Source organism: Ruegeria sp. A4 (assembly GCF_056543025.1).
In genome coordinates this window covers 625852-648557 of record NZ_JBQGAW010000001.1, presented here as the reverse complement: position 1 = coordinate 648557, position 22706 = coordinate 625852, and the positions used below count along the sequence as shown (strand labels likewise).

The following is a 22706-nucleotide window of genomic DNA, read 5'->3' as shown; positions in this document are numbered from 1 at the left end:
GATACGCAAAAGGATAAAAAATGCTGGAAATCAAGAATCTGCACGTAAAGCTTGAAGAAGAAGACAAGCAGATCCTAAAGGGTGTGGACCTGACGGTTGAAGCCGGCAAGGTACACGCGATCATGGGGCCGAACGGGTCAGGCAAGTCAACACTCAGCTACGTGCTGTCGGGCCGCGACGGGTACGAAGTGACCGAGGGGTCCGCCACGCTGAATGGCGACGATCTGCTGGAGATGGAACCGGAAGAGCGCGCCGCTGCCGGCGTGTTTCTGGCCTTCCAGTACCCGGTCGAAATTCCGGGCGTGGGCAACATGACCTTCCTGCGCACCGCCGTGAATGCACAGCGCAAGGCGCGGGGTGAGGACGAGCTGTCTGCCGCGGATTTCCTAAAGGAAGTGCGTGCCAAGGCCAAGACGCTGAAGATCGACGCGGATATGCTCAAGCGTCCGGTCAATGTGGGTTTCTCGGGCGGTGAGAAAAAGCGCAATGAAATCCTGCAAATGGCCATGCTGGAACCCAAGATGTGCATCATGGACGAAACCGACTCGGGTCTGGATGTGGATGCGATGAAATTGGTCGCCGAAGGTGTGAATGCGCTGCGCGATGAAGGTCGCGGGTTCCTGGTCATCACCCATTACCAGCGCCTGCTGGATCACATCAAACCCGACGTCGTGCACATCATGGCCGATGGCCGCATTGTCAAAACCGGAGGCCCAGATCTGGCGCTCGAGGTTGAAAACAACGGTTATGCCGACATTCTTGCCGAGGTGAACTGATGGCCTTGCCCGAAGTCAAACAATCCGCGACCGAGGCCCGGCTGTCCGCCTTGACCATGCCCGACGCGGGATGCACCCGCGCCGCGCGCGAAGACGCGCTGGCCCGTGTTCTGGAAACCGGTCTGCCCGGACGGCGTGACGAATATTGGAAATACACTCAACCGGACACTCTGGTCTCGCCAGACGCGCCTCCGGCTGCGGTGTTTGCCGATGATGAGCCGTTGATGTTCAGCGGACTCGACCGGCTGAACATCGTCTTCGTGGACGGTGAATTCAGCGCCGAAGAGTCGGATGACCTGACGCTGGAAGGCGTGACCATAGACCGGCTCGAGGATATCTGCTGCAAGGACATTCATTGGGCGAAAGACCTGTATGGCGTGCTTGAGACGCGCGGTCAGTCTCCGGTCCAGCGTCCGCTGGCGGCGCTGAACACGGCTTTTGCGTCGGATGGTGTGGCCATTCATGTCACCGGCAAACCGTCCAAACCGATCAACCTGATCTATCGTCATGCGTCGCCGACCTCGGATGCGATCCTGCACCACGTTATTCGCGTCGAAAGCGGGGCCGAGGCCACCATTCTGGAAACCGGTCCGGCTGCGTCACGCTTCAACAAATGCATGGAGATCGACATCGCCGACAAGGGCACGCTGCACCATGTGCGCGCCCAGGGCAGGGACCATGAACGCCGGGCCGCGACCCATATGTTCACCCGTCTGGGCACGGAATCGGTCTATAAATCCTTCACTTTGACCGTGAATGGCGTGCTGACCCGCAATGAGCAGGTCGTCGAGCTGACAGGCGATGACGCGGTCGCCCATGTGGCCGGAGCCTGTGTTGGCGATGGCGACTTCCATCATGATGACACGGTTTTCATCACCCATGATGCGGTGAACTGCGAAAGCCGTCAGGTGTTCAAGAAAGTGCTGCGCAACGGGGCGACGGGCGTGTTTCAAGGCAAGATCCTCGTGAAGGAAGGCGCCCAGAAGACCGACGGTTACCAGATCAGCCAATCGCTGCTTCTGGATGATGACAGCCAATTCCTCGCCAAGCCCGAGCTTGAGATCTATGCCGATGACGTGGCGTGTTCGCACGGCTCGACCTCGGGTGCGATCGACGAAACCGCGCTGTTCTATCTGCGGTCCCGTGGCGTGCCGGTCAAGGACGCAACCAACATGCTGACCTTGGCCTTTCTTGCCGAAGCGGTGGATGAGATCGAAGACAGCGCCTTGGCGGAAGAGATCGTAAGCCGTCTGGAAGGGTGGCTGGCGCGTCGTAGCTGATGGCCGTCTCGTCTGACATATTGGCCACATACCGGGGGCCGGGGCGCGTGGTGCGCCGGCTTCTTGAAATGGGTCAGCGGGAAGACAGGGCGCTGGTGTTTGTCATGGCATTTTGCGTTGTGGCCTTTGTCGCGCAAATGCCCAGCCTTGCCCGCAAAGCGCATCTTGAAGGCGTCGAGCTGAACATGCTTTTGGGCGGCGCTTTACTGGGGTCGGTGTTCATACTGCCGTTGTTTTTCTACACGCTGGCGCTGATTTCCTATTGGGCAGCGCGGATGGCGGGCGGGCAGGGCACTGCTTATGGCGCACGACTGGCCCTGTTCTGGGCGTTGTTGGCATCCGCCCCCCTGGTCTTGTTGAATGGTCTGGTTGCCGGGTTCATCGGGCCCGGGCCCGCTTTGACAATTGTGGGTGTCGTCTGGGTTGCTGTTTTTGTCTGGTTCTGGTTATCCGGTCTGAGACAAGTACAAAGGTCCGCTGCATGACTATCAATTCCCTCGGCGCTCTGGCGGTTCTGACGATCAGAAGCCCCGACCAAGCCGCCCGCCAGCTGTTGTCCCTGAAACCGGGGCGGGAAGGGTTGTGGCTGGCCTTTGCGCTGGCAGTGGTTTTGAACTGTCTCGTGCAGTTGGGAATCGATTTGTCGGTGCCCGTGCCGCAAGGTCAAATCGCACCGCCTCCCGAAAGCATCCCCGTTGTTTTGCTGCGATCCGCCGGAGCAATGCTGCTGAGCATCCTCGCGTTCTTCGTCGTTGGAAAAGCGATAGGCGGCAAAGCAAGCTTTGAAGATCTGATGGTCCTGACGGTGTGGTTGCAGTTCCTGCAAATCGTCGCCCTGGTCATGACCCTTATTCTAAGCCTGACGATGCCGTTTCTGATGATGATGATGCTGTTCGCGACGGCGATCCTGAGCCTTTACATCACGCTTCATTTCCTGAACGAAGCGCATCAATTCGGATCCCTTTGGAAGTCCTTCGCCGTAATTCTGTTGTCAGCCCTGATTGCGGTTCCCTTCGTCCTGTATTTAACACCGGCCGCGCCTGTCTAGGAAAACAGTATCATGTATGATGTGCAGAAAATTCGCTCTGACTTTCCGATCCTGTCACGTCAGGTGAATGGCAAGCCGTTGACCTATCTGGACAACGGTGCGTCTGCTCAAAAGCCTCAGGTCGTCATCGATGCGGTGACCCGTGCCTATTCCGAAGAGTATTCGAATGTTCACCGTGGATTGCACTATCTGTCCAATCTGTCGACCGAGAAATACGAAGCTGTTCGGGGGATCATCGCCCGTTTCCTGGGGGCATCGAACGAGGATGAGATCGTTCTGAATTCCGGAACGACCGAAGGGATCAATCTTGTTGCCTATGGCTGGGCCATGCCGCGCCTGGAAGCCGGGGATGAGATCGTCCTGAGCGTCATGGAGCATCACGCCAACATCGTGCCCTGGCATTTCCTGCGGGAACGGCAGGGCGTTGTTCTGAAGTGGGTGGATGTGGACGCGGACGGAGGGTTGGATCCGCAGGCGGTGATCGATGCGATCGGCCCGAAAACCAAACTTGTGGCCGTGACGCAATGTTCCAATGTTCTGGGTACCGTCGTGGATGTCAAAGCCATCACCGAAGGTGCACATGCTAGGGGCGTACCGGTGCTGGTCGATGGCAGTCAGGGCGCGGTGCATATGCCGGTGAACGTGCAGGACATCGGTTGCGACTTTTACGCCATCACCGGCCACAAGCTGTATGGCCCGTCGGGGTCGGGTGCGATCTACATCAAGTCCGAACGCATGGCCGAGATGCGCCCCTTTGTCGGTGGCGGTGACATGATCAAAGAGGTCAGCAAGGATCAGGTGATCTACAACGACCCGCCGATGAAGTTCGAGGCCGGAACACCCGGCATTGTCCAAACAATTGGCCTGGGCGTTGCGCTGGAATACATGATGGATTTGGGAATGGACAACATTGCCGCCCATGAATCCGGCCTGCGGGACTATGCCATGCAGCGCCTGAACGGTCTCAACTGGCTTCAGGTTCAGGGCACGCGGCCAGACAAGGCTGCCATCTTCAGCTTTACGCTAGACGGGGCCGGCCATGCCCATGATGTATCCACGATTCTGGACAAAAAGGGGGTTGCCGTCCGCGCCGGGCATCACTGTGCGGGCCCGCTTATGGATCACCTGGGCGTCACGGCGACCTGCCGTGCCAGCTTTGGTCTATATAACACGACGGATGAGGTCGACACACTGATCGAAGCGCTTGAATTGGCGCATGATCTTTTCGCCTGATTTTGGTTTCAAAGAGGGTGCAACAATCACGATTTTCAGTTGCACCCGGATTGGAACAAGGTTAGCTAACGGCCAAGGCACCTGTAGCTCAGCTGGATAGAGCGCTGCCCTCCGAAGGCAGAGGCCAGAGGTTCGAATCCTCTCAGGTGCGCCATCATCGCCATATTTCTAAGGCTTTTTGGCAAAACAGGAACTTCTGCGCCGAATTGGAAGAAGTTCGCGGGCCACATGGCCGTCGCTAATGAAGAACAAGGGTCCTGCGCTGGTCCGAGGATATGCCGCAGAATAGCGTCATTCAACATCTGACCGGCCAGAAATTCTTTTGCTTTCGCGTTTTCGGTTTCCAGCGCCCGAAGCATCTTGGCTTCCAACAGTTCCAACCCGCATCTGCTGTTGAAACTACGAAAGGTGTCCTAGCTGATCCCCTCTCGGGATATTTTCAAGGCTAATACCCTTTCGGGCCACGGATAGTGTCTGCACGCCTCCGTTTTTCGCCCGCTTGCCACCACCCTAACAATCCTGACAATCATTTTGAGGCTTACCCCCTCAAGCAGTGGTTTTTTGATGTACACTTTCCGAACGAGGCTGGCGCGCGTCAGCTCAAATGAAGGAAGGAATGTGAAAGTCATCTCTTCAAATAAGAAGTTGATAATCGTTGTCGTGATTGTAGCACTATTGGGTAGCGCGATTACCGGGGTTTCAGCTTCAAGCGTTTTAGGATGGATCGTGGTCGCCGTAATTCTGGCGTTTATCCTTGGAAAGCTGACCGATGATGAAGAACCCGAAAGCGATGATGATTCAGAAAGCGACAATGCTTCCGGTTCCAGTGTTCCCACTGACGTCGGTTATGAAAAGTCTCGTGAGACCAGCAATTCCACTGCGGCGACAGCATCCAGCAATGACACCGGAGGCGGTGATGCCGGCGGCGGAGGGGGTGACGCGGGGATGTAACTGGCCGCCCCAGTCAAATCCCTGTCAACTAAGCCGAGATCGTGAAGTCGCTGTCTTAGCCGCGCCAGGTGCGGACGACACCGCAGTCCATATGCACGAAATTGGACCCGTAATATTGACCGACACCGCCGGCCCGGCATGACATAGCAGCCTTAGCCATCTGCGAGACGGAGCGGGAAGACAGGCGCAGGTCTGCCGCTTGTCCCTTCATATGAAGCGATTTCCGGGCGACGCCGCGAGAGCGGGCGCGGAGCATGGCGTTGGTCTGGGGGGAGCGATAGCCCGACAGCAACATGTAAGGTTCGTTGACATCCAAAAGGTTGTGTGATGCCGCCATGATATCAATCGTGCGTAAATCGATGGATTTTACGTGATCTGTACGCCAATCGCGCATGAAATGGTTCACTTCTTTGACAGCGTCCTTGATATATTTACCATCGACCCAATAAATCATGTCCAACCGTTCGCCCGTGCGACCGGAATACATGCGAATGCGACGGATATCGCCGCCGCCGCGCAAAAAGCCTGCTGCTTTGGAGTAGGTGGGTGCTGCTGCGACTGCTGTTGCTGCAAACGCACCCAATAGGGCACGTCGGGTCAAGCCCGAGGAACTGCTCTTGGTCATTTTGGTTCGTCCCGTACTGTTCCTGCCTGCGCACGATGTTACGCGCGCTGTCTTAATTTTTCCCATCCCAGATGCGGAATTTATGACACAATCGGATTCGACGGCCAAGAAGTGTTTCATAGTCACCTTTTCAAGGGGGAATTTTCGGCAGATTTTTGCGCAAATGTCACAGCCGAGCGCAGAATATTTGCAGGTGTTGGCTGCGCATCACCGGGCCGATGCAAACGCGCATCAGACGCCAACAGAAGCAATTCGGTAAGGAATTTGTGAATAGACAAGTTTGCGCAACCAAACTCATAGTTGTTCGACGCACGTATCACCAACCAAGCCATTGATTCCAAGGCCATCCAATGCTTTCTGTTTTCCGAACCCGTACCAGTATCCTGCTTGCCGCCTGTTTTGCGGCCACCGCCAGTATGGCAAACACCACTTCTGAACCTGCGCACAACACGGCGTTTCAGATGGCCGTAGCAGAACATACCCCACGGGAATCGAAGATCGCAGAGTTTTACCGGACAAACGGATTTTCGCCGATTTGGGTGGGTGAATCCGATGAGCATATGCAACGCCGGGCCGCATTGATCCAGGCACTGTCACATGCGCATCTGCACGGTCTGCCGCAGGCTGATGCCACTGTTTCATCCTTGATTCAGAAAATGCAGGATGCACGCTCGACACGCGACCTTGGCGCCGTTGAGGCTGAACTGAGTAGGGTTTTCGTAGAGTTTGCCGACGCATTGTACTCAGGTTTTCTTCGGCCCGGAAATATCGACGACGGACTTGTTCGGTCGGTGGATCGTCGCAGCGCGGCCGAGCATCTGAACGCCCTGAACACACAGGGCGCCGCGTATCTTGCTCAATTGGCTCCTCAAACCCGTCAGTACCGGGCTCTGATGAAGCAGAAACTGGCGCTTCAGGATTTGGTAGATCAAGGCGGTTGGGGGGCGACTGTCCCGGAAACCAAGCTGGAGTACGGTGATACCGGGCCCAATGTTGTAAAGCTTCGCAATCGGTTGGTGTTGATGGGCTACATGAAACCATCGGCCAACCCGTCTTTCGACGCCGCGCTGCTGGAAGGGGTCAGGGCCTTTCAAAACGCGCATGGATTGGAACCCGATGGCGTTGCAGGCAAGGGCACGATTGCCGAGTTGAATCGCCCGGCCGTGGACCGGCTCAAGGCTGTTTATGTCGCTCTGGAACGGGAACGCTGGTTGCCTCGGGAACGCGGCGCACGTCATATTCTTGTCAACCAGACAGATTTTTCGGCAAAGATCGTGGATGACGGGCAAGTCACGTTTGAAACCCGTGCGGTGATCGGCAAGAACACGCATGATCGCCGCAGCCCAGAGTTCTCGGACGTGATGGAACATATGGTGATAAACCCCAGCTGGTATGTCCCGCGCTCGATCATCACCAAGGAATACCTGCCGAAGTTGAAAGCGAACCCCAACGCGGTCGGTCATATCCAGATCACGGACAGCAGGGGCCGGCAGGTCAATCGCGGGGCGGTTGATTTCAATCAGTTCACCGCGCGGAGCTTTCCTTTTGCGATGCGCCAGCCGCCCAGCAAAAGCAATGCTTTGGGGCTGGTCAAGTTCATGTTCCCCAATAAGTATAACATCTATCTGCATGATACGCCCCAGAAAAGCCTGTTCGCGCGTGAGGTGCGGGCGTTCTCGCACGGCTGCATCCGGCTGGCACAGCCTTTCGAATTTGCTTATGCATTGCTGGCCAAACAGGAAGAGGATCCCAAGGCATTCTTTCATCGTGTTCTGAACACGGGAAAGGAAACCAAGGTTGATTTGGAGCAAAAAGTTCCGGTCCACCTGATCTATAGAACGGCATATGTCGGGCCAAAAGGCGAGGTGCAGTATCGCCGCGATGTCTATGGCCGGGACCGCAAGATTTGGGAGGCCCTGCAAAAGGCAGGGGTGGCCCTGCCGGACATTCAGGGGTAAGCACAGGGCAAATCCTGCCAAAAGGAAGCCCGAGATGCAGTATACCATTCAGCAAATCGCCGACGCTTTGGGTGCCGAATGCCAAGGCGATGGTGGCCTGACGATCGTGCGGGCGGCCGAACCGGGTGATGCTGGCCCAACCGACCTGGCCATGGCCATGTCACCGAAATACGCCGAAGCGCTTTCGAAAGGGGAAGCGCGCGCCGCCGTTCTGTGGGAAGGCGCGGATTGGCAGGCAATGGGGTTGCGAGCGGCCATTTTCGTGAAGCGTCCGCGCATGGCGATGGCGGGGATCACCGCAATGCTGGATCGCGGGCAAGGGATTGAACCGGGCATTCACCCTTCCGCAGTGATCGATCCAACGGCCGAAATTGGACCAGATGTGGCGATAGGACCTCTGACTGTTGTAGGTGCTCGGGCGCGAATAGGTTCGGGCTCGGTCATCGGAGCACACTGCGTGGTGGGAATGGACGCCATTCTTGGAGAACAGGCCCTGTTGCGTGAAATGGTCAGCATTGGCGCGCGCGCGCAAATCGGGGATCGGTTCATCGCGCAACCCGGTGCAAGAATTGGCGGCGACGGGTTCAGTTTCGTAACGCCCGAGGTCTCTGGCGCTGAGCGCGCCCGCGAAACGTTGGGTGATCAGGGGGACGCCAAGGCCCAAAGCTGGCTTCGTATCCATTCTTTGGGCGCGGTTGAGATTGGTGACGATGTCGAGGTTGGCGCCAATTGCACCGTCGATAATGGAACCATCCGCAACACGAGGATCGGTGACGGCACCAAGCTGGATAATCTTGTCCATGTCGGGCACAACACCCGCGTCGGGCGAGATTGTCTGCTGTGCGGTCAGACGGGTGTGTCCGGCTCGGTCGAGATCGGCAACAACGTCGTTCTGGGCGGTCAGACCGGAGTGGTCGACAATATTTTCATAGGAGACGGCGTCATTTCGGGCGGGGGCACGAAGATTCTGTCAAATGTGCCCGCCGGGCGCGTCATCATGGGGTATCCGGGCATCAAAATGGAGACCCATACCGATGTCTACAAGGCGCAGCGGCGACTGCCCCGAATGGCACGCGACGTTGAGGCACTTAAAAAGGCTGTTTTCAAACAGACCCCAAGCGATTAAATCATCGTCAAACTGAAAATCAGGGGATCGACATGAGCATCAGCGACCGCGTCATCGCAATCATTGCAGAGCAGGCCGTGCTGGAGCCATCGGATGTGACGCCCGAAAGCACGCTGGAAGATCTGGGAATCGACAGCCTTGGTCTGGTCGAAAGTATTTTCGCCATCGAGGAAGAGTTCGACATTTCAATTCCGTTCAACGCCAACGAACCCAAGGCCAACGATTTTGACATATCCAATGTCGCTGCGATCATTGCCGGGATCGAAAAGCTCGTGTCGGAAAAGGTCTGACTGACGCTCATGAAACGTGTTGTCATTACCGGCGCAGGTACGATCAATTCACTGGGTCATTCGGTTCCTGACACCCTGGAAGCCATGCGCGAAGGCCGTTGCGGCATCTCGGAACTGGAATTTCGGGATGTTGATCGGTTGGCCATCAAAATCGGCGGGCAGGTTCGCGGCTTTGAGGCTGAAGGTCGGTTCAACCGTCAGCAGATGTCGTTGTATGACCGGTTCACTCAGTTCACTCTGACCGCCGCCAAAGAGGCCATCGATCAGTCCGGCATCGAGTTTCACGGAGAGTTGGCCGCAAAATCAGGTGTTGTTTTGGGGACCGCCGGCGGTGGCGTATCGACCTGGGATGACAATTATCGCTCGGTTTATGAGGACGGAAAGAACCGGGTACACCCGTTTGTTGTTCCCAAACTCATGAACAATGCGGCGGCCAGCCATGTTTCTATGGAACACAATCTCAAAGGCCCCAGCTTCACCGTGTCGACCGCCTGCGCGTCGTCGAACCATGCCATGGCACAGGCCTTTCAGATGGTCCGAAGCGGCATGGCCCCGGTCATGATCACTGGCGGATCCGAATCCATGTTGTGCTTTGGAGGCGTCAAGGCCTGGGAAGGGTTGCGCGTCATGTCCAAGGATGCGTGTCGACCGTTCAGCGCCAACCGCAACGGAATGGTACAGGGCGAAGGGGCCGGGGTCTTTGTTTTCGAGGAATACGAACACGCCCGCGCCCGTGGCGCCGAGATCATGTGCGAAGTCGTTGGTTTTGCCATGTCGTCGGATGCGGCCGATATCGTGATGCCCAGCAAGCAAGGGGCTTCAAGGGCCATGTCAGGTGCCTTGGCCGACGCCAGATTGAATGCAAGCGATGTGGGCTATATCAACGCACACGGCACCGGGACGGCCGCGAATGACAAAACCGAATGCGCCGCCGTTGCGGATGTTTTTGGGCCCCATGCTGACGACCTGATGATATCGTCGACCAAATCCATGCATGGTCACCTGATTGGTGGAACCGGTGCGGTGGAACTCTTGGCATGTATCATGGCGCTACGGGACGGTGTGATTGCACCCACCATCGGATACGAGGAACCCGATCCGGAATGCGCGCTTGATGTTGTGCCGAACGAGGCTCGGGAAGCCAAAGTTGACGTCGCGCTCAGCAATGCGTTTGCTTTCGGCGGGCTGAATGCGGTTTTGGCGTTGAAGCGGATTTGATCCGCGAAGCGCCGCCGCAGTCGGTGCGGCGGCACAATCGTAAACGCACCCTCAGTTCGCGTTGACGGTCAGAGTGTCATAGCCGGACGTAAAGCCGGACAACGACATTTCCATCTCCAGTACCTGATCAGGGAAGCGGGCCGGAACCAGCGAAAAGATCGCCTTGGTGCCAGCTTTCATTGCATCGATATCGCCTTGGCTCAGGCCCAGCTGCGCGACGCAGCCAACAGGCAGGCAATGATGATAGTTGTACAACTTGCGGGGCGCACCATCGATGGACAGGGCGAGCTGAGCTTGCAGCAGTGTTTCCAAGGGAACGATCACATTCGCCCATGCAACTGCCGCGCCGCCGTCGGGCAGTCTTCCAATCGACACCTCAGCTATCGGATCACCCTGGTTGCCCTTCAGAATCTGGACGATGGCGCACGGGTCTTCGCCTTGCTGCGCCTTGATGCAGGACAAGTCCCAGTCGCCGAACTTTTCCTTGACGAACTGTTCTCCGGGGCGCGGGCCTTCCTGACCCAAATCGAGACCGTTGTCCGGTTCGGGGGTCGTTGTGTCCTGCGCATATGCTGCGCCACATAGAAGAATTGCCGCCACTGTACTTAGCGAGAGGATTTTCTTGATCATGAATGCCTCGACTTGATGCTTGAGCTTTTTGCTTCGTTTAACACTCTTCCGAACTGGTGTCAGGCACTAACAGAACGCCATGTCTGAACGTGAACGGATTCTTGCCAGAACACCAGAAACCAACTGCCCTGAGACAGAAAAAGAGAGCTGTATAAGCCAGCTCTCTTTTCCAAAAGGTTCTCCCCGTCGGACTGGCCGACTTATTTATGCGCAAACCCTACGAAAGGGGTGCAGACGGGTCAACAGCTATCCTCAAATTTTAATATTACGGTCAGAACTTTGAAACCAAATTTGAACCTGCAAAAAAGCCGTGCCCGAAGGCACGGCCAGTCGACAGGGAGGAAGTCTGCCCCACGTGAAGGAAACAAACGCGGGGCAAATTGACTATCGCAGTCAAAGGTTAACTTTGTATGCTGGTCACGGATCGGTGAAACATAAGGCAATGTTAATGGGCAAGAATATATTTTTGGGTGGCGGAGGCGAAGGCTATGGCCAGCCGCAGGAACTGGCGCTGAAATATGCGAACCGTCATGGGCTGATTGCCGGCGCCACCGGAACCGGTAAAACCGTAACGTTGCAAATCCTTGCGGAAGGCTTTTCCCAAGCCGGAGTTCCGGTGTTTTTGTCCGATGTCAAAGGCGATCTGTCGGGCCTGGCTTTGCCCGGAAGCGACGCGCATAAACTGCATCAGGCATTTATGGATCGTGCCAAACGCATTGGGTTCGACGATTTTGCCTATTCAGCCTGCCCGGTTACGTTCTGGGATCTTTTTGGCGAACAAGGCCATCCGGTGCGGACGACGGTCACTGAAATGGGCCCTTTGCTACTGTCCCGGTTGATGGAATTGAGCGAAGCGCAGGAAGGCATCCTGAACATCGCGTTCCGCGTGGCCGATGAAGAGGGAATGCCTCTTCTGGATCTCAAAGACCTTCAGGCGCTGCTGGTCTGGATCGGCGAGAACCGGGCCCAGCTTTCATTGCGATATGGCAATGTATCGACATCCTCGATCGGCGCGATCCAGCGGCGATTGCTGGTGTTGGAAAATCAGGGCGGAACAAAGCTGTTTGGCGAACCTGCGCTGGATCTGTCCGATCTGATGCGCACCGATGAAAACGGGCAGGGGATGGTTAACATCCTTGCTTCGGACAAACTGATGGCCGCGCCACGGCTGTATGCGACATTCCTATTGTGGCTGCTGAGTGAATTGTTTGAGGAGCTTCCCGAAGTCGGTGATCCTGACAAACCCAAGCTGGTGTTCTTCTTCGACGAAGCGCATCTGTTGTTTGAAGGCGCTCCGAAAGTGTTGGTGGACAAGGTCGAACAGGTTGCGCGCCTGATCCGGTCCAAAGGCGTGGGAGTCTATTTCATCACCCAGAATCCCGCCGATATTCCCGAGGATATTCTGGGGCAGTTGGGCAATCGCGTTCAGCATGCTTTGCGGGCCTTCACGGCGCGTGACCGAAAGAACCTGCGTCTGGCGGCGGAAACCTATCGCGAAAACCCCGCCTTCGACACCGAAGCCGCAATTCGTGAGGTGGGCGTTGGTGAGGCTGTCACGTCGATGCTGCAGAAAAAAGGTGTTCCCGGAATTGTCGAGCGCACATTGATTCGTCCGCCGGGATCCCAGTTGGGGCCCATTTCTGATGCCCAGCGGCGGGCCATTCTCGATGCCTCTCCGATGGCGTCTAAATATGACGATGGTATTGATCGAAAATCGGCCTTTGAAATCCTTCAGGCTCGGGCCGAGGCCGCCGCCAAGGCCGCTGAACAGGCAGAGGCCAATGAAGTGCTGGAGGCACAATCACCGATGGAACGAGAGTATTCTTCGGCTCGCAGATATTCGGGAACCCGGGTCGGCAGATCCTCGTCCCGGGTGCAACGGCGGAAAGACACGTTTGCATCGGCGATGACCGACGCGGTGATCAAGGAACTGAAGGGAACGACCGGACGCCGGATCGTTCGCGGTATTCTGGGTGGATTGTTCCGCAACAGATGACGGAACGGCGCCCATCACGGGCGCCGCAATACTTACTTCAAACGACGCTGGCCTTCCTGACGGCAGTAGGCGTCAGCCTCCGGCACGGACATTTTCGAAGCCGGGAAGTCAATCGCCCGGTCCCAAGTCACCCGGTCGTGACGATATAGCTGACAGGTTACGACACCTTTGGGCGTTTGAACCTTGACGGGAGTTGTTTCAAGTTCTTCCGGAGTGGGAATGCAGGCGGTTGTTACGATGGCAACAACCGGAAACAGAAGCAGTGTCTTGAACCGTGGTGCTTTCATTTTTGACTCTTTTCAAAACGTGTAAATGATCGTTACAGATCGGCGTAGACGGATGTGAGTGCCGGCGACATACCGCAAAAAGAAAACACTGCGGTGTGTCCGTTTATTCAAAAAATCGTTAAGAATCAAGAAACCGCGCCGGATAAGAGGCGCGGTTTCGCTTATTGAAGGTGGAAGTGATCTATTTCTCTGGGATCAGCCCTCTTGGGCTGAATCTGAGAACAATCAACAAGATCAGACCCATCGTGAACAGGCGCATATGTGCAGCGCTGTCCAGCAGGTGGGCTTTCAATGCACTTCCGTCCGGCAAGCCGGCGGTAATGACATTCATCAGCCACAAGCCGATCGGTTCAACCTGAACCCACAGGAACCAGATGAGGAATGCGCCCAGAACGGCCCCGAAGTTGTTGCCCGAACCACCCACGATCACCATCACCCAGACCAGAAAGGTAAAGCGCAGCGGTTGATACGCGCTTGGCGTCAACTGGCCGTCCAGCGTTGTCATCATCGCACCCGCGATACCGCAAACGGCCGAACCCAGTACGAATATCTGGAGATGACGACGGGTGACATCCTTGCCCATGGCCTCAGCCGCCACTTCATTGTCACGGATTGCGCGCATCATCCGGCCCCACGGGCTTTTCAGCGCCATCTGTGCCATCCAGAGTAGAACCAGAAGTACTATCATGAACAGCAGCGAATAGCCGAGTTTGACCGAAAGGGTGGACGCGGTGACGGGATCCAACCCCAACCATTCGGCCCGCGCCAGAAAGGCCGGGTCGTTCTGCAAATCCACTTCGTAGCCCACAACGGGGGACGGGCGTGGGATGCCGTAGACATTCTTGACGCCTCGGGCCAGCCAGTCTTCGTTTTTCATGACGGCGATGATGATTTCGGCGATCCCCAATGTGGCAATCGCCAGATAATCCGAGCGAAGGCCCAGCGCCGTTTTACCGATCAGCCACGCAGCACCCGCCGCCAGCAAACCACCCGCCGGCCAGGCCAGCAGAACCGGCAGATTCAAACCTCCGATATTGCCGGCAATTGCCGGGTCGATGGCCTCGACCGCCGCAATGCTGGAATCGAACACCGCGCGATAGACAAAAAAGCCCACGACAAGAACGGCGATGATCGTCAGGGTTTGCACACGGCCTTTCGGCAGCTTTGTTGCCACCAGAACGGCGGCAACAACTGTCGCGGCGCCCAGCAGCAAAGACAGAACGATGCCATAACCTCCGGCAGCCCAAGCACCGGGCGTGGGCGGCGTTGAAACCAGTACGACGGCCAGACCGCCCAGTGCGACAAAGCCCATCACGCCCACATTGAACAGACCGGCAAAACCCCATTGCAGGTTTACACCGATCGCCATGATGGCGGAAATCAGCCCCATATTCAGGATCAGGATCGCGGTGTTCCAGCTTTGCGTGAAACCGGTCAACAGGATCAGGCCACCGACAATTGCGAACAGCAGCGTGTTTTTGACAGAGTCGGTCATACGGCCTTTCCCTTGAAAAGTCCCGTGGGCTTGAACAAAAGCACAATCAACAGGATGACAAAGCTGACCGCGAACTTGTAATCGGTCGAGAGGAGCTGGACCAAACCTGACGGCGCCAGACTTTCAGGCGACACATAGGTCAGCACCTTCTTCCAGGCGTATGTTATCGTCACTTCGGAAAACGCGATGATAAACCCGCCTGCGATGGCGCCCAGAGGATTGCCCAAACCACCCACGATGGCCGAGGCAAAGATTGGAAGCAAAAGCTGGAAGTAGACGAAGGGTTTGAAGCTTTTGTCCAGCCCGTAAAGAACGCCAGCGGTTGTGGCCAGCGCCGCAACGATGATCCATGTGATCATCACCACACGTTCCGGGTTAATGCCTGACAGCAGCGCCAGATCCTCGTTGTCCGAATAGGCCCGCATCGACTTGCCCGTGCGCGTCTTGTTCAGAAACCAGAACAGCAGCGCCACGGCAACAACGGCCACGATCACCGTGATACCTTGCGACGTCTTGATGGCGAGACCCTCGCGCAGACCGGTCATCGCCTTGAAATCGCGCGCCGAAACAATGAACCGAGCCCCATCCGAGAACCGTTGGTCATCCGGCCCGATGATAAACCGGACAAGGCCGTTCATGATGAACATCACGCCCATGGAGACGATCACCAGAATAACGGGCTTTGCCTTTTGTTCACGGTAGAATTTGTAGACCAGCCTGTCGGTGATCAGCACCAGCACGATACAGCCCAGGATGGCAAAGGGCAGGGCAAGCAGGGCGGTTGGCAACGGTCCAAAGCTGATTCCGGCGGCCTGCAACCCCCATGTGACCAGTACGGCGACCATCGCGCCAAAGGCCATGGTGTCGCCATGGGCAAAGTTCGAAAACCGCAGGATGCCGTAGATCAGGGTCACGCCAAGCGCGCCCAATGCCAGTTGGCTGCCATAAGCGACCGCTGGAACCAACACAAAATTCGCAAGCGCAACAAGCGCGTTGAGTAGATCCATTATTTCTTCTCACTGTCCGGGTGCGGCTTTATGGCACGACGCCGACGAAAGACACAACAATTTGGAACATGATTTTTAGGGCTTTATGCATGTTTTTATGCCGCTTGGCAGGCTTCGGACACGCTGGCAGAGGCCCCTTGGTTCTTCCCCAAAGAAAAAGACCGCGCCACACTGAGGGGCGCGGTCCGAAATCATGAAAGATCGCGGGTCTAGGCACCGGTTTCCGTGCATTGGCCGCGATCATTTTGCAGAACCGGGCGGCGGATAGACAGGTTGTAGGACAGATCCGGGCTTTTGACGAAGAACGTCATGACATGCTGCTCGGTCGTCAGAATGAACGTCAAGTTGTTCAGCCCCGGAAACACCTGCGCGTCCCCGGTCGTGTCACCGAATTTGACCGATCCCTTTTGCGCACCTTCGAACCGTGTCAGCCGATACTCGGTTCCATCAATTTCCGATGTACACACAAATTCGCGCTGCTGAGCGACGGCACCGGTTGCCAGTTGTGCGACCAGGGCGGCGATCATCCATTTTTTCATTTTGACTTCCAATTCTTGTGTCCCCAACCGGGGCGCGTTTCGGGGATTGGTTTAGGTGTTCGTGCGCAGCGATATTTTTGAAATTGGGCCTGATTAAAGCAGCAGATTGGCATTCGGCGCGTTTTCAAAGTCTTTTTCCGCAACGGCCCGCAGGAGATTAATTGATATTTTTCAGACACCTAATACAGGCTCTCATGTCCTGAGCCTCGGTTTGAAGCACCGTTTGCCATGTTCTGGCCTTCAATTTTGCGCATTGCGATCAAGCAAAAGGACCAGCCGAGAATCTCGACTGGCCCCACATGAAAACCTGCCATTGAAAAGCGTCGATCAGCCGCCCAAAAACGACTTTCGCACCTCGGGGTCGGCCAGCAGTTCCTTGCCTGTTCCGGTATAGGCATTGCGCCCCTGAACCAGAACGTATCCCTTGTCAGCGATCTCCAAGGCCTGGCGGGCGTTTTGCTCGACCATCAGGATCGGCAGGCCGGTGCGGGACACTTCGATGATCCGGTCGAACAACTCATCCATCACGATCGGCGAAACACCTGCCGTAGGCTCGTCGAGCATCAGCACCTTGGGCTGGGTCATCAGGGCGCGGCCCACGGCGACCTGTTGGCGTTGTCCGCCCGACAGCTCTCCGGCGGCCTGATTGCGCTTGTCGCGGAGGATGGGGAACAGGTCATAGACCTGCTCCATCGTCTGGCTGATGTCGTCGCGACGGATGAAGGCACCCATTTCCAGGTTTTCTTCCACCGTCATAGAGGTAAAGATGTTCTGTGTTTGCGGCACAAAGCCCATGCCACGCATGACCCGATCCTGTGGGGTGAGGTTTGTAATATCCTCGCCATCCAGACGCACAGACCCTGAACGGACATCCAGCATCCCGAACACGGCTTTCATCGCCGTAGACTTTCCCGCACCGTTGGGGCCGACGATGACTGCGATTTCACCCTTGTCCACCGCGATGGTGCAATCATGCAGGATGTCGGGCCCTTTGCCGTAGCCACCCGTCATGGTGTCGCCGATCAGAAACGGGCCGCCCCCGACCTTATGCGTCGCACCACTTTTGCGATGGGCCGGCGTCATGGTGCCGACACCGTGCGGATTGGTGATCGAGGCGTCCTTGTTGCCCTTGTCATCCTGATAGGGGTTGTCGCTCACGCGCCTGCCTCCAGTTTGTCTTTGTTCTTCAGGCCGGTGCCCAGATAGGCTTCGATCACGTGCTCGTTCGCCTTGATCTCGTCCAGGGTACCCTCAGCCAGAACCTTGCCTTCAGCCATGCAAATGACCGGATCACAGATCTTGCCTATGAAATCCATGTCATGTTCGATAACGACGAAGGTATAGCCGCGCTCTTTGTTCAGGCGCAGGATCGTGTCGGCAATGGTCATCAACAGGGTGCGGTTCACACCCGCGCCGACCTCGTCCAGAAACACGATCTTGGCATCCACCATCATCGTGCGGCCCAGCTCCAGCAGCTTTTTCTGACCACCCGAGACCTGACCCGCCTTGTGATCGGCCAGATGTTCGATGGTCAGAAACTCCAGCACCTCATCGGCCTTGGCCTTCAGCGCGCGTTCTTCATCAGCGATGCGCTTGCGGCCAAACCACGTGTTCCACAGCGACTCGCCTGATTGCGCGCCGGGCACCATCATCAGGTTTTCACGGCAGGTCATCGACGGGAATTCATGTGCAATCTGAAACGTGCGCAACAGACCCTTGTGGAACAATTCATGCGGGGGCAGACCGGTGATATCTTCGCCATCCATCACCACCTTGCCGCTGGTCGGCGGCAGAACACCTGCGATCACATTGAACAGAGTGGTTTTTCCTGCCCCGTTGGGCCCGATCAGGCCGGTGATCGACCCTTTCTGGATTTCCAGCGATGCCCCGTCCACCGCATGAAATCCGCCGAAATGCTTGTGCACGTCCTCGACGACGATCATCTTTTCCCCTTGCCGCCTGTTCGGCGCTGTTGTCTCGACCCCGTTTGCCGGGTGCGGTCTTTTTTCATTGAAACAGCCCGGACACAAGGCCCGGGCTGCTTGCATTCATAGCCTTTGGCGATCAATCAACGGAAGTTGACGGTCTTGTTTTCACCGTCGGTCACTTCGATCTCACGATAGGACCCCGCGCTTTCGCCGGGGCCGATCAGCTCAACACCGGACGCACCGACATAGTCGATGTCCTGACCGTTTGCCAGCAATTCCAGACCCTTGGCCAGTTCGCCGGGATAGATCTTTTCGCCCGGAGCGTTGGCGACGTCCATGATCTTGGCGCCATAGTCGGCCGGATTGGTCGATCCGGCAGCCTGCATGGCCAGCATGAACAAAGCCGCAGCGTCATAGGATTCGGGCGAATAGGGCGACGAACCGTCGAACCCTGCCGCTTCGGCCATGGCAAAATACTTCTCGGCGCCTTCACCGCCCGAACCGGCGATCTGACCGAACGAACCGTTCAGGTCGGGGCCGACATTGGCCGGCAGCGAGTCACCGATCATGCCGCCGGGCAGGCCAAAGGTGTCAAACGCACCGCTGTCCAGCGCCGACTGAATGATGCCCAGACCGCCCTGATCCAGATAGCCCGCAACGACCAGAATGTCGCCACCGGCCGAGGCCAGAGCACCAACTTCGGCCGAATAGTCGGCCTTGCCATCCTCATGCGCTGCAACGATGGTCACTTCACCACCCGCTGCCTCGAAAGAGGTTTGAATCGCGTCCGCCAGACCCTTGCCGTAGTCGTTGTTGGTATAGGTCAGAGCGATCGAGTTGATGCCGCGATCCTTCAGGATATCCGCCATCACCTGGCCTTCGCGCGCATCTGACGGCGCGGTGCGGAAGAACAGGCCGTTGTCTTCCATGGTCGACAGGCCCGGCGAGGTCGCCGAGGGTGAGATCATGACCATGCCATTCGGAATCGCGACGTTCTGAAGGATCGCACCGGTCACGCCCGAGCAATCGCCGCCTATGATTCCGGCAACACCGTCCGCAATCATGCGTTCGCCGTTCGAAGTGGCCAAACCGTTATCAATGCAGCCGGTGTCGGCGCGCGATGCGGTCACTTTGGATCCATCCAGCAGTTTTCCGGATTCGGTGACTTCCGCCATCGCCAATTCAGCGCCCGAACCCATTGCAGGTGCCAGCGATTCAATTGGACCGGTGAATCCGAACAAAACACCAAGCGTGATGTCCTCGGCCAGCGCAGGTCCGGCCAGCAAAGCGGATGCTGCAGTTGCTGTAAGCAGCTTTTTCATATGGTTACTCCCTATTGTGAACGTATTCGTTCTGGCCACGAACCTAGGCAAGCTGCCCGGAAAAGAAAAGTCCTAACGCAATCGTGCTTTTATCGATCGGAAATCTATCTGTTTTGTTAGGGTTTGCCCAAGATTGTCCGGAGAGGGGTCAACATGCGCAGAGCTGCCGCGATTCTGTTCTTCACTTTTTGCACTCAAAGCGCCTTTGCACAGGCGGTGTCGACCTCGGTCGGGAAAATTGAACTCACCGAAATGGCAGGCGGGCTGGATACGCCCTGGGCCGTCGGCATCCTGCCTGACGGCAGTTTTCTTGTCACCGAACGGGACGGAAACCTGCTGTATGTTCAGGACGGAGAGGCGAAAGCCATATCCGGCGTTCCCAAGGTTGCAGCTTCGGGGCAGGGCGGATTGCTGGACATCACGATCCCGCGCGATTTCAATCAAAGCCGCGAGGTCTTTCTGACCTTTTCAAAACCGCAAAAGGGTGGCGCAGGCACGGCTGTCACCGTCGCGCGCCTGTCTAAGAACGGCACGCGTCTGACGAATCTGCGGGTCATTTTCGAGGCTTCCCCCGGCGGATCAGGCGGGCGGCATTTCGGCTCGCGCGTTGTAGAAGCCAATGACGGCACGCTTTTTGTAACCATCGGAGATCGAGGGGATGCGCCACAGGCGCAGGATCGCTCGAACGCCATAGGGTCCGTGATCCGTATCAACCGCGACGGCTCGGTGCCGTCGGACAATCCTTTCATCGGGCAGGCAGATATCCGACCTGAAATCTGGACCTATGGGCACCGCAACCCACAGGGGGCCGATCTGGATGCGCGCGGCCGATTGTGGGTGTCGGAACACGGGGCGCGCGGCGGCGACGAGGTGAACCTTGTCAAACCCGGCGCCAATTACGGCTGGCCGGTCATCTCGTACGGCACGCATTATTCCGGAGAGAAGATCGGCGAGGGCACCAGCAAGCCCGGTATGGAACAGCCGCGCCTATACTGGGACCCGTCGATCGCGCCGTCGGGGTTGATGGTCTATTCCGGCGATATGTTTCCTGAATGGCGGGGCGACATTTTCGTGGGCTCGCTGAAATTCGACTATATCGCGCGGCTGTCCGGAGACCCGCTGCGCGAGGTCGAGCAGATCAAGGGCCCCGAGACCGAACGGGTCCGTGACATAGTGCAGGCCCCGGATGGGGCGATCTGGTTCATTTCAGTCGGGCAGGGCGCGGTTTACAGGATGTCTGTAAAACAGTGACATACGAAGCATGCCAGCAGACTTTACAATTCCATTTGCGCGTTTCCATCGTCGCAGTCACTCTGTCCAACAGGTTACACGGTTAAGGGGATATCAATGAGTGATTTCGACATTGAATTGTGCACAAGTATCCCGCCAAGAACCGAGCTGAATATGATTTTGGAGCAATATTATGCTCTTATCGCTCAAAGAATGCAGGGTATGGGGTTCGAATTGGATCCTTCCGCACCGCAAAGCGCACTTGAGGAATTCTGGGCGAACACGGATGACTACATGCCTCCGAACGGATGCCTGATCGTCGCAAGAAACCGCGATGGCAAAATCGTGGGGTGTGGAATGATGAAACGGTTTGATCAGTCTACCGGCGAGTTGAAACGTGTATTTGTAACCGAAGACGCTCGGGGCACCGGAGTGGGGCGCGCATTGATTCAAGCACGAGAACAAGCCGCCAGAGCTATGGGGCTGAAGCGATTGATCGCAGATACACTCACTCCAAATGTGGAAATGCGGTCTTTGTATCCCAAGCTCGGGTTTGTGGAACTGGACTCTCCGATCAAGACAACAACCTACAAAGATCAGCCCATGCTCCGACCGCACTTGCACTATTTCGTCAAAGAGCTTTGACGCTGAGCCTTAGACTGACAGTCTTCCACTTTGCGCACCACGTTCGCGATAGGGCGTGGTGTTGTAATGCGCCCGGTAGCATTTCGAGAAATGGCTGGGCGAGGCGAAACCACAGGCCAGCGCCACGTTGATGACGCTCATATCGGTCTGCATCAGCAGGTTGCGGGCCTTGTGCAGGCGCAGCTCCATGTAATAGCGCTTGGGGGAACGGCTGAGATACCGGCGGAACAGACGCTCCAGCTGGCGGGTCGACATACCTACGTCCTTGGCAAGGATCGAGGGCGAGATCGGCTCTTCGATGTTTTTTTCCATCATCAGGATAACCTGGCTCAACTTCGGATGCCGCACACCGATTCGGGTCGGAGTTGACAGGCGCTGCGTGTCCTGGTCGGTTCGAATCGAGGAATAGATCATCTGATCCGCCACCGCGTTGGCCAGATCCTCGCCATAGTCATCTGCAATCAGCTTGAGCATCAGGTCAATCGACGAGGTGCCGCCCGCAGTCGTCATGCGGCTGCCATCGATCTGAAAGACGGCTTTGGTCAGTTCGACCTCATCGAATTCCTCGATGAAACTGTCAGAGTTCTCCCAATGGATCGTTGCCTTCTTGTTGTCCAGCAACCCGGCCTTTGCCAGAGTATAGGCCGCAGTGCAGAGGCCACCGATCCGCAATCCCCTTCGGGCTTCGCGCCGCAGCCAGTTCAGCACGCGTTTGCTGGTGGCCGCCTGAACGTCCACACCACCGCAAATCAGAACAACGTCGTCGCGCTGCAACTCAACCAGATCACTGTCAAGCTTGAACTCGGTCCCGGCCGAGCAGGTTACCGTCTCTCCGCCTTCTCCCATCAGCTTCCAGGTGTAAAGCTGTCTGTTCGCCATGCGGTTGGCGATGCGCAGACTGTCAAGCGCCGAAGCAAAGGACAGAAGCGAAAACTTGTCCAAAAGGACAAACACGAAATTCCGGGGTGGGGCCGCAGTGTCTTCCACCGTGACAACTTGGCGTTGCTCTTGCATGGCGAGATGTCCTTGCTTCGCTGCTGGTCAGTTGATTATCCAGCAGCAGATTTGACAGCCACCATGATCAAAGCTTGTTTACGTCGTCAAGAGGCGCAAATGGGATAT

Annotated in this window: 23 protein-coding genes and 1 tRNA gene; 14 read left to right on the top strand and 10 right to left on the bottom strand. The window is 56.8% G+C overall.

All coding sequences use genetic code 11. From position 1 onward, the window contains the following. Positions 1-20 precede the first annotated feature (20 nt). The 7 genes from sufC (at position 21) to ACR0E2_RS03195 (ending at position 5288) form a co-directional block, all read left to right on the top strand. Complete coding sequence (gene sufC / locus ACR0E2_RS03225) at positions 21-776, top strand: Fe-S cluster assembly ATPase SufC (RefSeq protein ID WP_171168077.1); 756 nt, start codon at positions 21-23, stop codon at positions 774-776. Then, positions 776-2056, top strand: a complete 1281-nt coding sequence (locus ACR0E2_RS03220) for a SufB/SufD family protein (RefSeq protein WP_171168079.1) — start codon at positions 776-778, stop codon at positions 2054-2056. The genes sufC and ACR0E2_RS03220 overlap by 1 nt, the downstream gene beginning before the upstream one ends. Further along, positions 2056-2541 (top strand): YIP1 family protein, encoded by a 486-nt coding sequence (locus ACR0E2_RS03215; protein WP_171231619.1) that lies wholly within the window; start codon positions 2056-2058, stop codon positions 2539-2541. Before ACR0E2_RS03220 ends, ACR0E2_RS03215 begins: the two co-directional genes overlap by 1 nt. After that, positions 2538-3104 (top strand): YIP1 family protein, encoded by a 567-nt coding sequence (locus ACR0E2_RS03210; protein WP_480445150.1) that lies wholly within the window; start codon positions 2538-2540, stop codon positions 3102-3104. Before ACR0E2_RS03215 ends, ACR0E2_RS03210 begins: the two co-directional genes overlap by 4 nt. Before the next feature lie 12 nt (positions 3105-3116). Further along, complete coding sequence (locus ACR0E2_RS03205; RefSeq protein ID WP_152458008.1) at positions 3117-4337, top strand: cysteine desulfurase; 1221 nt, start codon at positions 3117-3119, stop codon at positions 4335-4337. A gap of 77 nt (positions 4338-4414) precedes the next feature. Beyond that, positions 4415-4491, top strand: a tRNA-Arg gene (locus ACR0E2_RS03200). 464 nt (positions 4492-4955) lie between these two features. Next, the gene (locus ACR0E2_RS03195; protein WP_480445148.1) at positions 4956-5288 is read left to right on the top strand and encodes a hypothetical protein; all 333 of its coding nucleotides are present in this window, start codon (positions 4956-4958) and stop codon (positions 5286-5288) included. A gap of 55 nt (positions 5289-5343) precedes the next feature. Here ACR0E2_RS03195 and mepK read toward each other — a convergent pair whose 3' ends face one another. Continuing rightward, the gene (gene mepK, locus ACR0E2_RS03190) at positions 5344-5913 is read right to left on the bottom strand and encodes a peptidoglycan L,D-endopeptidase MepK (protein ID WP_152458006.1); all 570 of its coding nucleotides are present in this window, start codon (positions 5911-5913) and stop codon (positions 5344-5346) included. A gap of 350 nt (positions 5914-6263) precedes the next feature. Between mepK and ACR0E2_RS03185 the strand changes: the two genes are divergently transcribed. The 4 genes from ACR0E2_RS03185 to ACR0E2_RS03170 are packed head-to-tail and all read left to right on the top strand — an operon-like array spanning position 6264 to position 10505. Next, positions 6264-7871 (top strand): L,D-transpeptidase family protein, encoded by a 1608-nt coding sequence (locus ACR0E2_RS03185; RefSeq protein WP_480445146.1) that lies wholly within the window; start codon positions 6264-6266, stop codon positions 7869-7871. 34 nt (positions 7872-7905) lie between these two features. After that, on the top strand, positions 7906-8997 hold the full coding sequence (gene lpxD / locus ACR0E2_RS03180; protein WP_480445145.1) for a UDP-3-O-(3-hydroxymyristoyl)glucosamine N-acyltransferase: 1092 nt from the start codon (positions 7906-7908) through the stop codon (positions 8995-8997). Positions 8998-9029: 32 nt separating this feature from the next. Beyond that, positions 9030-9287 carry an acyl carrier protein gene (locus ACR0E2_RS03175; RefSeq protein ID WP_171204768.1) on the top strand — a complete coding sequence of 86 codons (258 nt, stop codon included), beginning with the start codon at positions 9030-9032 and terminating at the stop codon, positions 9285-9287. A gap of 9 nt (positions 9288-9296) precedes the next feature. Beyond that, complete coding sequence (locus ACR0E2_RS03170) at positions 9297-10505, top strand: beta-ketoacyl-[acyl-carrier-protein] synthase family protein (protein ID WP_171231625.1); 1209 nt, start codon at positions 9297-9299, stop codon at positions 10503-10505. A gap of 51 nt (positions 10506-10556) precedes the next feature. On the opposite strand, the gene ACR0E2_RS03165 is transcribed toward ACR0E2_RS03170, so the two are convergent. Then, on the bottom strand, positions 10557-11135 hold the full coding sequence (locus ACR0E2_RS03165) for an invasion associated locus B family protein (RefSeq protein ID WP_480445143.1): 579 nt from the start codon (positions 11133-11135) through the stop codon (positions 10557-10559). A 448-nt stretch (positions 11136-11583) separates the two neighbouring features. Between ACR0E2_RS03165 and ACR0E2_RS03160 the strand changes: the two genes are divergently transcribed. Beyond that, positions 11584-13131: a helicase HerA-like domain-containing protein gene (locus ACR0E2_RS03160; protein ID WP_480445141.1), complete on the top strand. Its 1548-nt coding sequence runs from the start codon at positions 11584-11586 to the stop codon at positions 13129-13131. 32 nt (positions 13132-13163) lie between these two features. Here the strand turns inward: ACR0E2_RS03160 and ACR0E2_RS03155 are convergent, their stop codons facing one another. The 7 genes from ACR0E2_RS03155 to ACR0E2_RS03125 all read right to left on the bottom strand — a co-directional run bounded on the left by ACR0E2_RS03155 (position 13164) and on the right by ACR0E2_RS03125 (position 19709). Beyond that, a complete protein-coding gene (locus ACR0E2_RS03155) occupies positions 13164-13418 on the bottom strand; it encodes a hypothetical protein (RefSeq protein WP_171115893.1) in 255 nt (84 codons plus the stop codon). A 181-nt stretch (positions 13419-13599) separates the two neighbouring features. Next, positions 13600-14913: a branched-chain amino acid ABC transporter permease gene (locus ACR0E2_RS03150; RefSeq protein WP_480445139.1), complete on the bottom strand. Its 1314-nt coding sequence runs from the start codon at positions 14911-14913 to the stop codon at positions 13600-13602. After that, complete coding sequence (locus ACR0E2_RS03145; RefSeq protein ID WP_152457997.1) at positions 14910-15920, bottom strand: branched-chain amino acid ABC transporter permease; 1011 nt, start codon at positions 15918-15920, stop codon at positions 14910-14912. The genes ACR0E2_RS03150 and ACR0E2_RS03145 overlap by 4 nt, the downstream gene beginning before the upstream one ends. Before the next feature lie 209 nt (positions 15921-16129). Then, positions 16130-16459: a hypothetical protein gene (locus tag ACR0E2_RS03140; protein ID WP_152457996.1), complete on the bottom strand. Its 330-nt coding sequence runs from the start codon at positions 16457-16459 to the stop codon at positions 16130-16132. 327 nt (positions 16460-16786) lie between these two features. After that, complete coding sequence (locus ACR0E2_RS03135; RefSeq protein ID WP_152457995.1) at positions 16787-17617, bottom strand: ABC transporter ATP-binding protein; 831 nt, start codon at positions 17615-17617, stop codon at positions 16787-16789. After that, positions 17614-18402: an ABC transporter ATP-binding protein gene (locus tag ACR0E2_RS03130; RefSeq protein WP_152457994.1), complete on the bottom strand. Its 789-nt coding sequence runs from the start codon at positions 18400-18402 to the stop codon at positions 17614-17616. Before ACR0E2_RS03130 ends, ACR0E2_RS03135 begins: the two co-directional genes overlap by 4 nt. A gap of 125 nt (positions 18403-18527) precedes the next feature. Beyond that, complete coding sequence (locus ACR0E2_RS03125; RefSeq protein WP_224855817.1) at positions 18528-19709, bottom strand: ABC transporter substrate-binding protein; 1182 nt, start codon at positions 19707-19709, stop codon at positions 18528-18530. A 153-nt stretch (positions 19710-19862) separates the two neighbouring features. Between ACR0E2_RS03125 and ACR0E2_RS03120 the strand changes: the two genes are divergently transcribed. Continuing rightward, on the top strand, positions 19863-20960 hold the full coding sequence (locus ACR0E2_RS03120) for a PQQ-dependent sugar dehydrogenase (RefSeq protein ID WP_480445137.1): 1098 nt from the start codon (positions 19863-19865) through the stop codon (positions 20958-20960). Positions 20961-21056: 96 nt separating this feature from the next. Continuing rightward, positions 21057-21584 (top strand): GNAT family N-acetyltransferase, encoded by a 528-nt coding sequence (locus ACR0E2_RS03115; RefSeq protein ID WP_171228326.1) that lies wholly within the window; start codon positions 21057-21059, stop codon positions 21582-21584. Positions 21585-21593: 9 nt separating this feature from the next. On the opposite strand, the gene ACR0E2_RS03110 is transcribed toward ACR0E2_RS03115, so the two are convergent. Further along, positions 21594-22598: a GlxA family transcriptional regulator gene (locus ACR0E2_RS03110; RefSeq protein WP_171168156.1), complete on the bottom strand. Its 1005-nt coding sequence runs from the start codon at positions 22596-22598 to the stop codon at positions 21594-21596. Between the last annotated feature and the right edge of the window lie 108 nt (positions 22599-22706).

Coding starts and splice junctions, on each gene's coding strand:
- ACR0E2_RS03210 (WP_480445150.1), top strand. CDS start 2,538: ATGACTATCAATTCCCTCGGCGCTCTGGCGGTTCTGACGATCAGAAGC.
- lpxD (WP_480445145.1), top strand. CDS start 7,906: ATGCAGTATACCATTCAGCAAATCGCCGACGCTTTGGGTGCCGAATGC.
- ACR0E2_RS03155 (WP_171115893.1), bottom strand. CDS start 13,418: ATGAAAGCACCACGGTTCAAGACACTGCTTCTGTTTCCGGTTGTTGCC.
- ACR0E2_RS03205 (WP_152458008.1), top strand. CDS start 3,117: ATGTATGATGTGCAGAAAATTCGCTCTGACTTTCCGATCCTGTCACGT.
- ACR0E2_RS03125 (WP_224855817.1), bottom strand. CDS start 19,709: ATGAAAAAGCTGCTTACAGCAACTGCAGCATCCGCTTTGCTGGCCGGA.
- ACR0E2_RS03145 (WP_152457997.1), bottom strand. CDS start 15,920: ATGGATCTACTCAACGCGCTTGTTGCGCTTGCGAATTTTGTGTTGGTT.
- ACR0E2_RS03130 (WP_152457994.1), bottom strand. CDS start 18,402: ATGATCGTCGTCGAGGACGTGCACAAGCATTTCGGCGGATTTCATGCG.
- ACR0E2_RS03175 (WP_171204768.1), top strand. CDS start 9,030: ATGAGCATCAGCGACCGCGTCATCGCAATCATTGCAGAGCAGGCCGTG.
- ACR0E2_RS03115 (WP_171228326.1), top strand. CDS start 21,057: ATGAGTGATTTCGACATTGAATTGTGCACAAGTATCCCGCCAAGAACC.
- ACR0E2_RS03185 (WP_480445146.1), top strand. CDS start 6,264: ATGCTTTCTGTTTTCCGAACCCGTACCAGTATCCTGCTTGCCGCCTGT.
- ACR0E2_RS03140 (WP_152457996.1), bottom strand. CDS start 16,459: ATGAAAAAATGGATGATCGCCGCCCTGGTCGCACAACTGGCAACCGGT.
- ACR0E2_RS03120 (WP_480445137.1), top strand. CDS start 19,863: ATGCGCAGAGCTGCCGCGATTCTGTTCTTCACTTTTTGCACTCAAAGC.
- ACR0E2_RS03220 (WP_171168079.1), top strand. CDS start 776: ATGGCCTTGCCCGAAGTCAAACAATCCGCGACCGAGGCCCGGCTGTCC.
- ACR0E2_RS03215 (WP_171231619.1), top strand. CDS start 2,056: ATGGCCGTCTCGTCTGACATATTGGCCACATACCGGGGGCCGGGGCGC.
- ACR0E2_RS03170 (WP_171231625.1), top strand. CDS start 9,297: ATGAAACGTGTTGTCATTACCGGCGCAGGTACGATCAATTCACTGGGT.
- ACR0E2_RS03165 (WP_480445143.1), bottom strand. CDS start 11,135: ATGATCAAGAAAATCCTCTCGCTAAGTACAGTGGCGGCAATTCTTCTA.
- ACR0E2_RS03160 (WP_480445141.1), top strand. CDS start 11,584: ATGGGCAAGAATATATTTTTGGGTGGCGGAGGCGAAGGCTATGGCCAG.
- mepK (WP_152458006.1), bottom strand. CDS start 5,913: ATGACCAAGAGCAGTTCCTCGGGCTTGACCCGACGTGCCCTATTGGGT.
- ACR0E2_RS03150 (WP_480445139.1), bottom strand. CDS start 14,913: ATGACCGACTCTGTCAAAAACACGCTGCTGTTCGCAATTGTCGGTGGC.
- sufC (WP_171168077.1), top strand. CDS start 21: ATGCTGGAAATCAAGAATCTGCACGTAAAGCTTGAAGAAGAAGACAAG.
- ACR0E2_RS03110 (WP_171168156.1), bottom strand. CDS start 22,598: ATGCAAGAGCAACGCCAAGTTGTCACGGTGGAAGACACTGCGGCCCCA.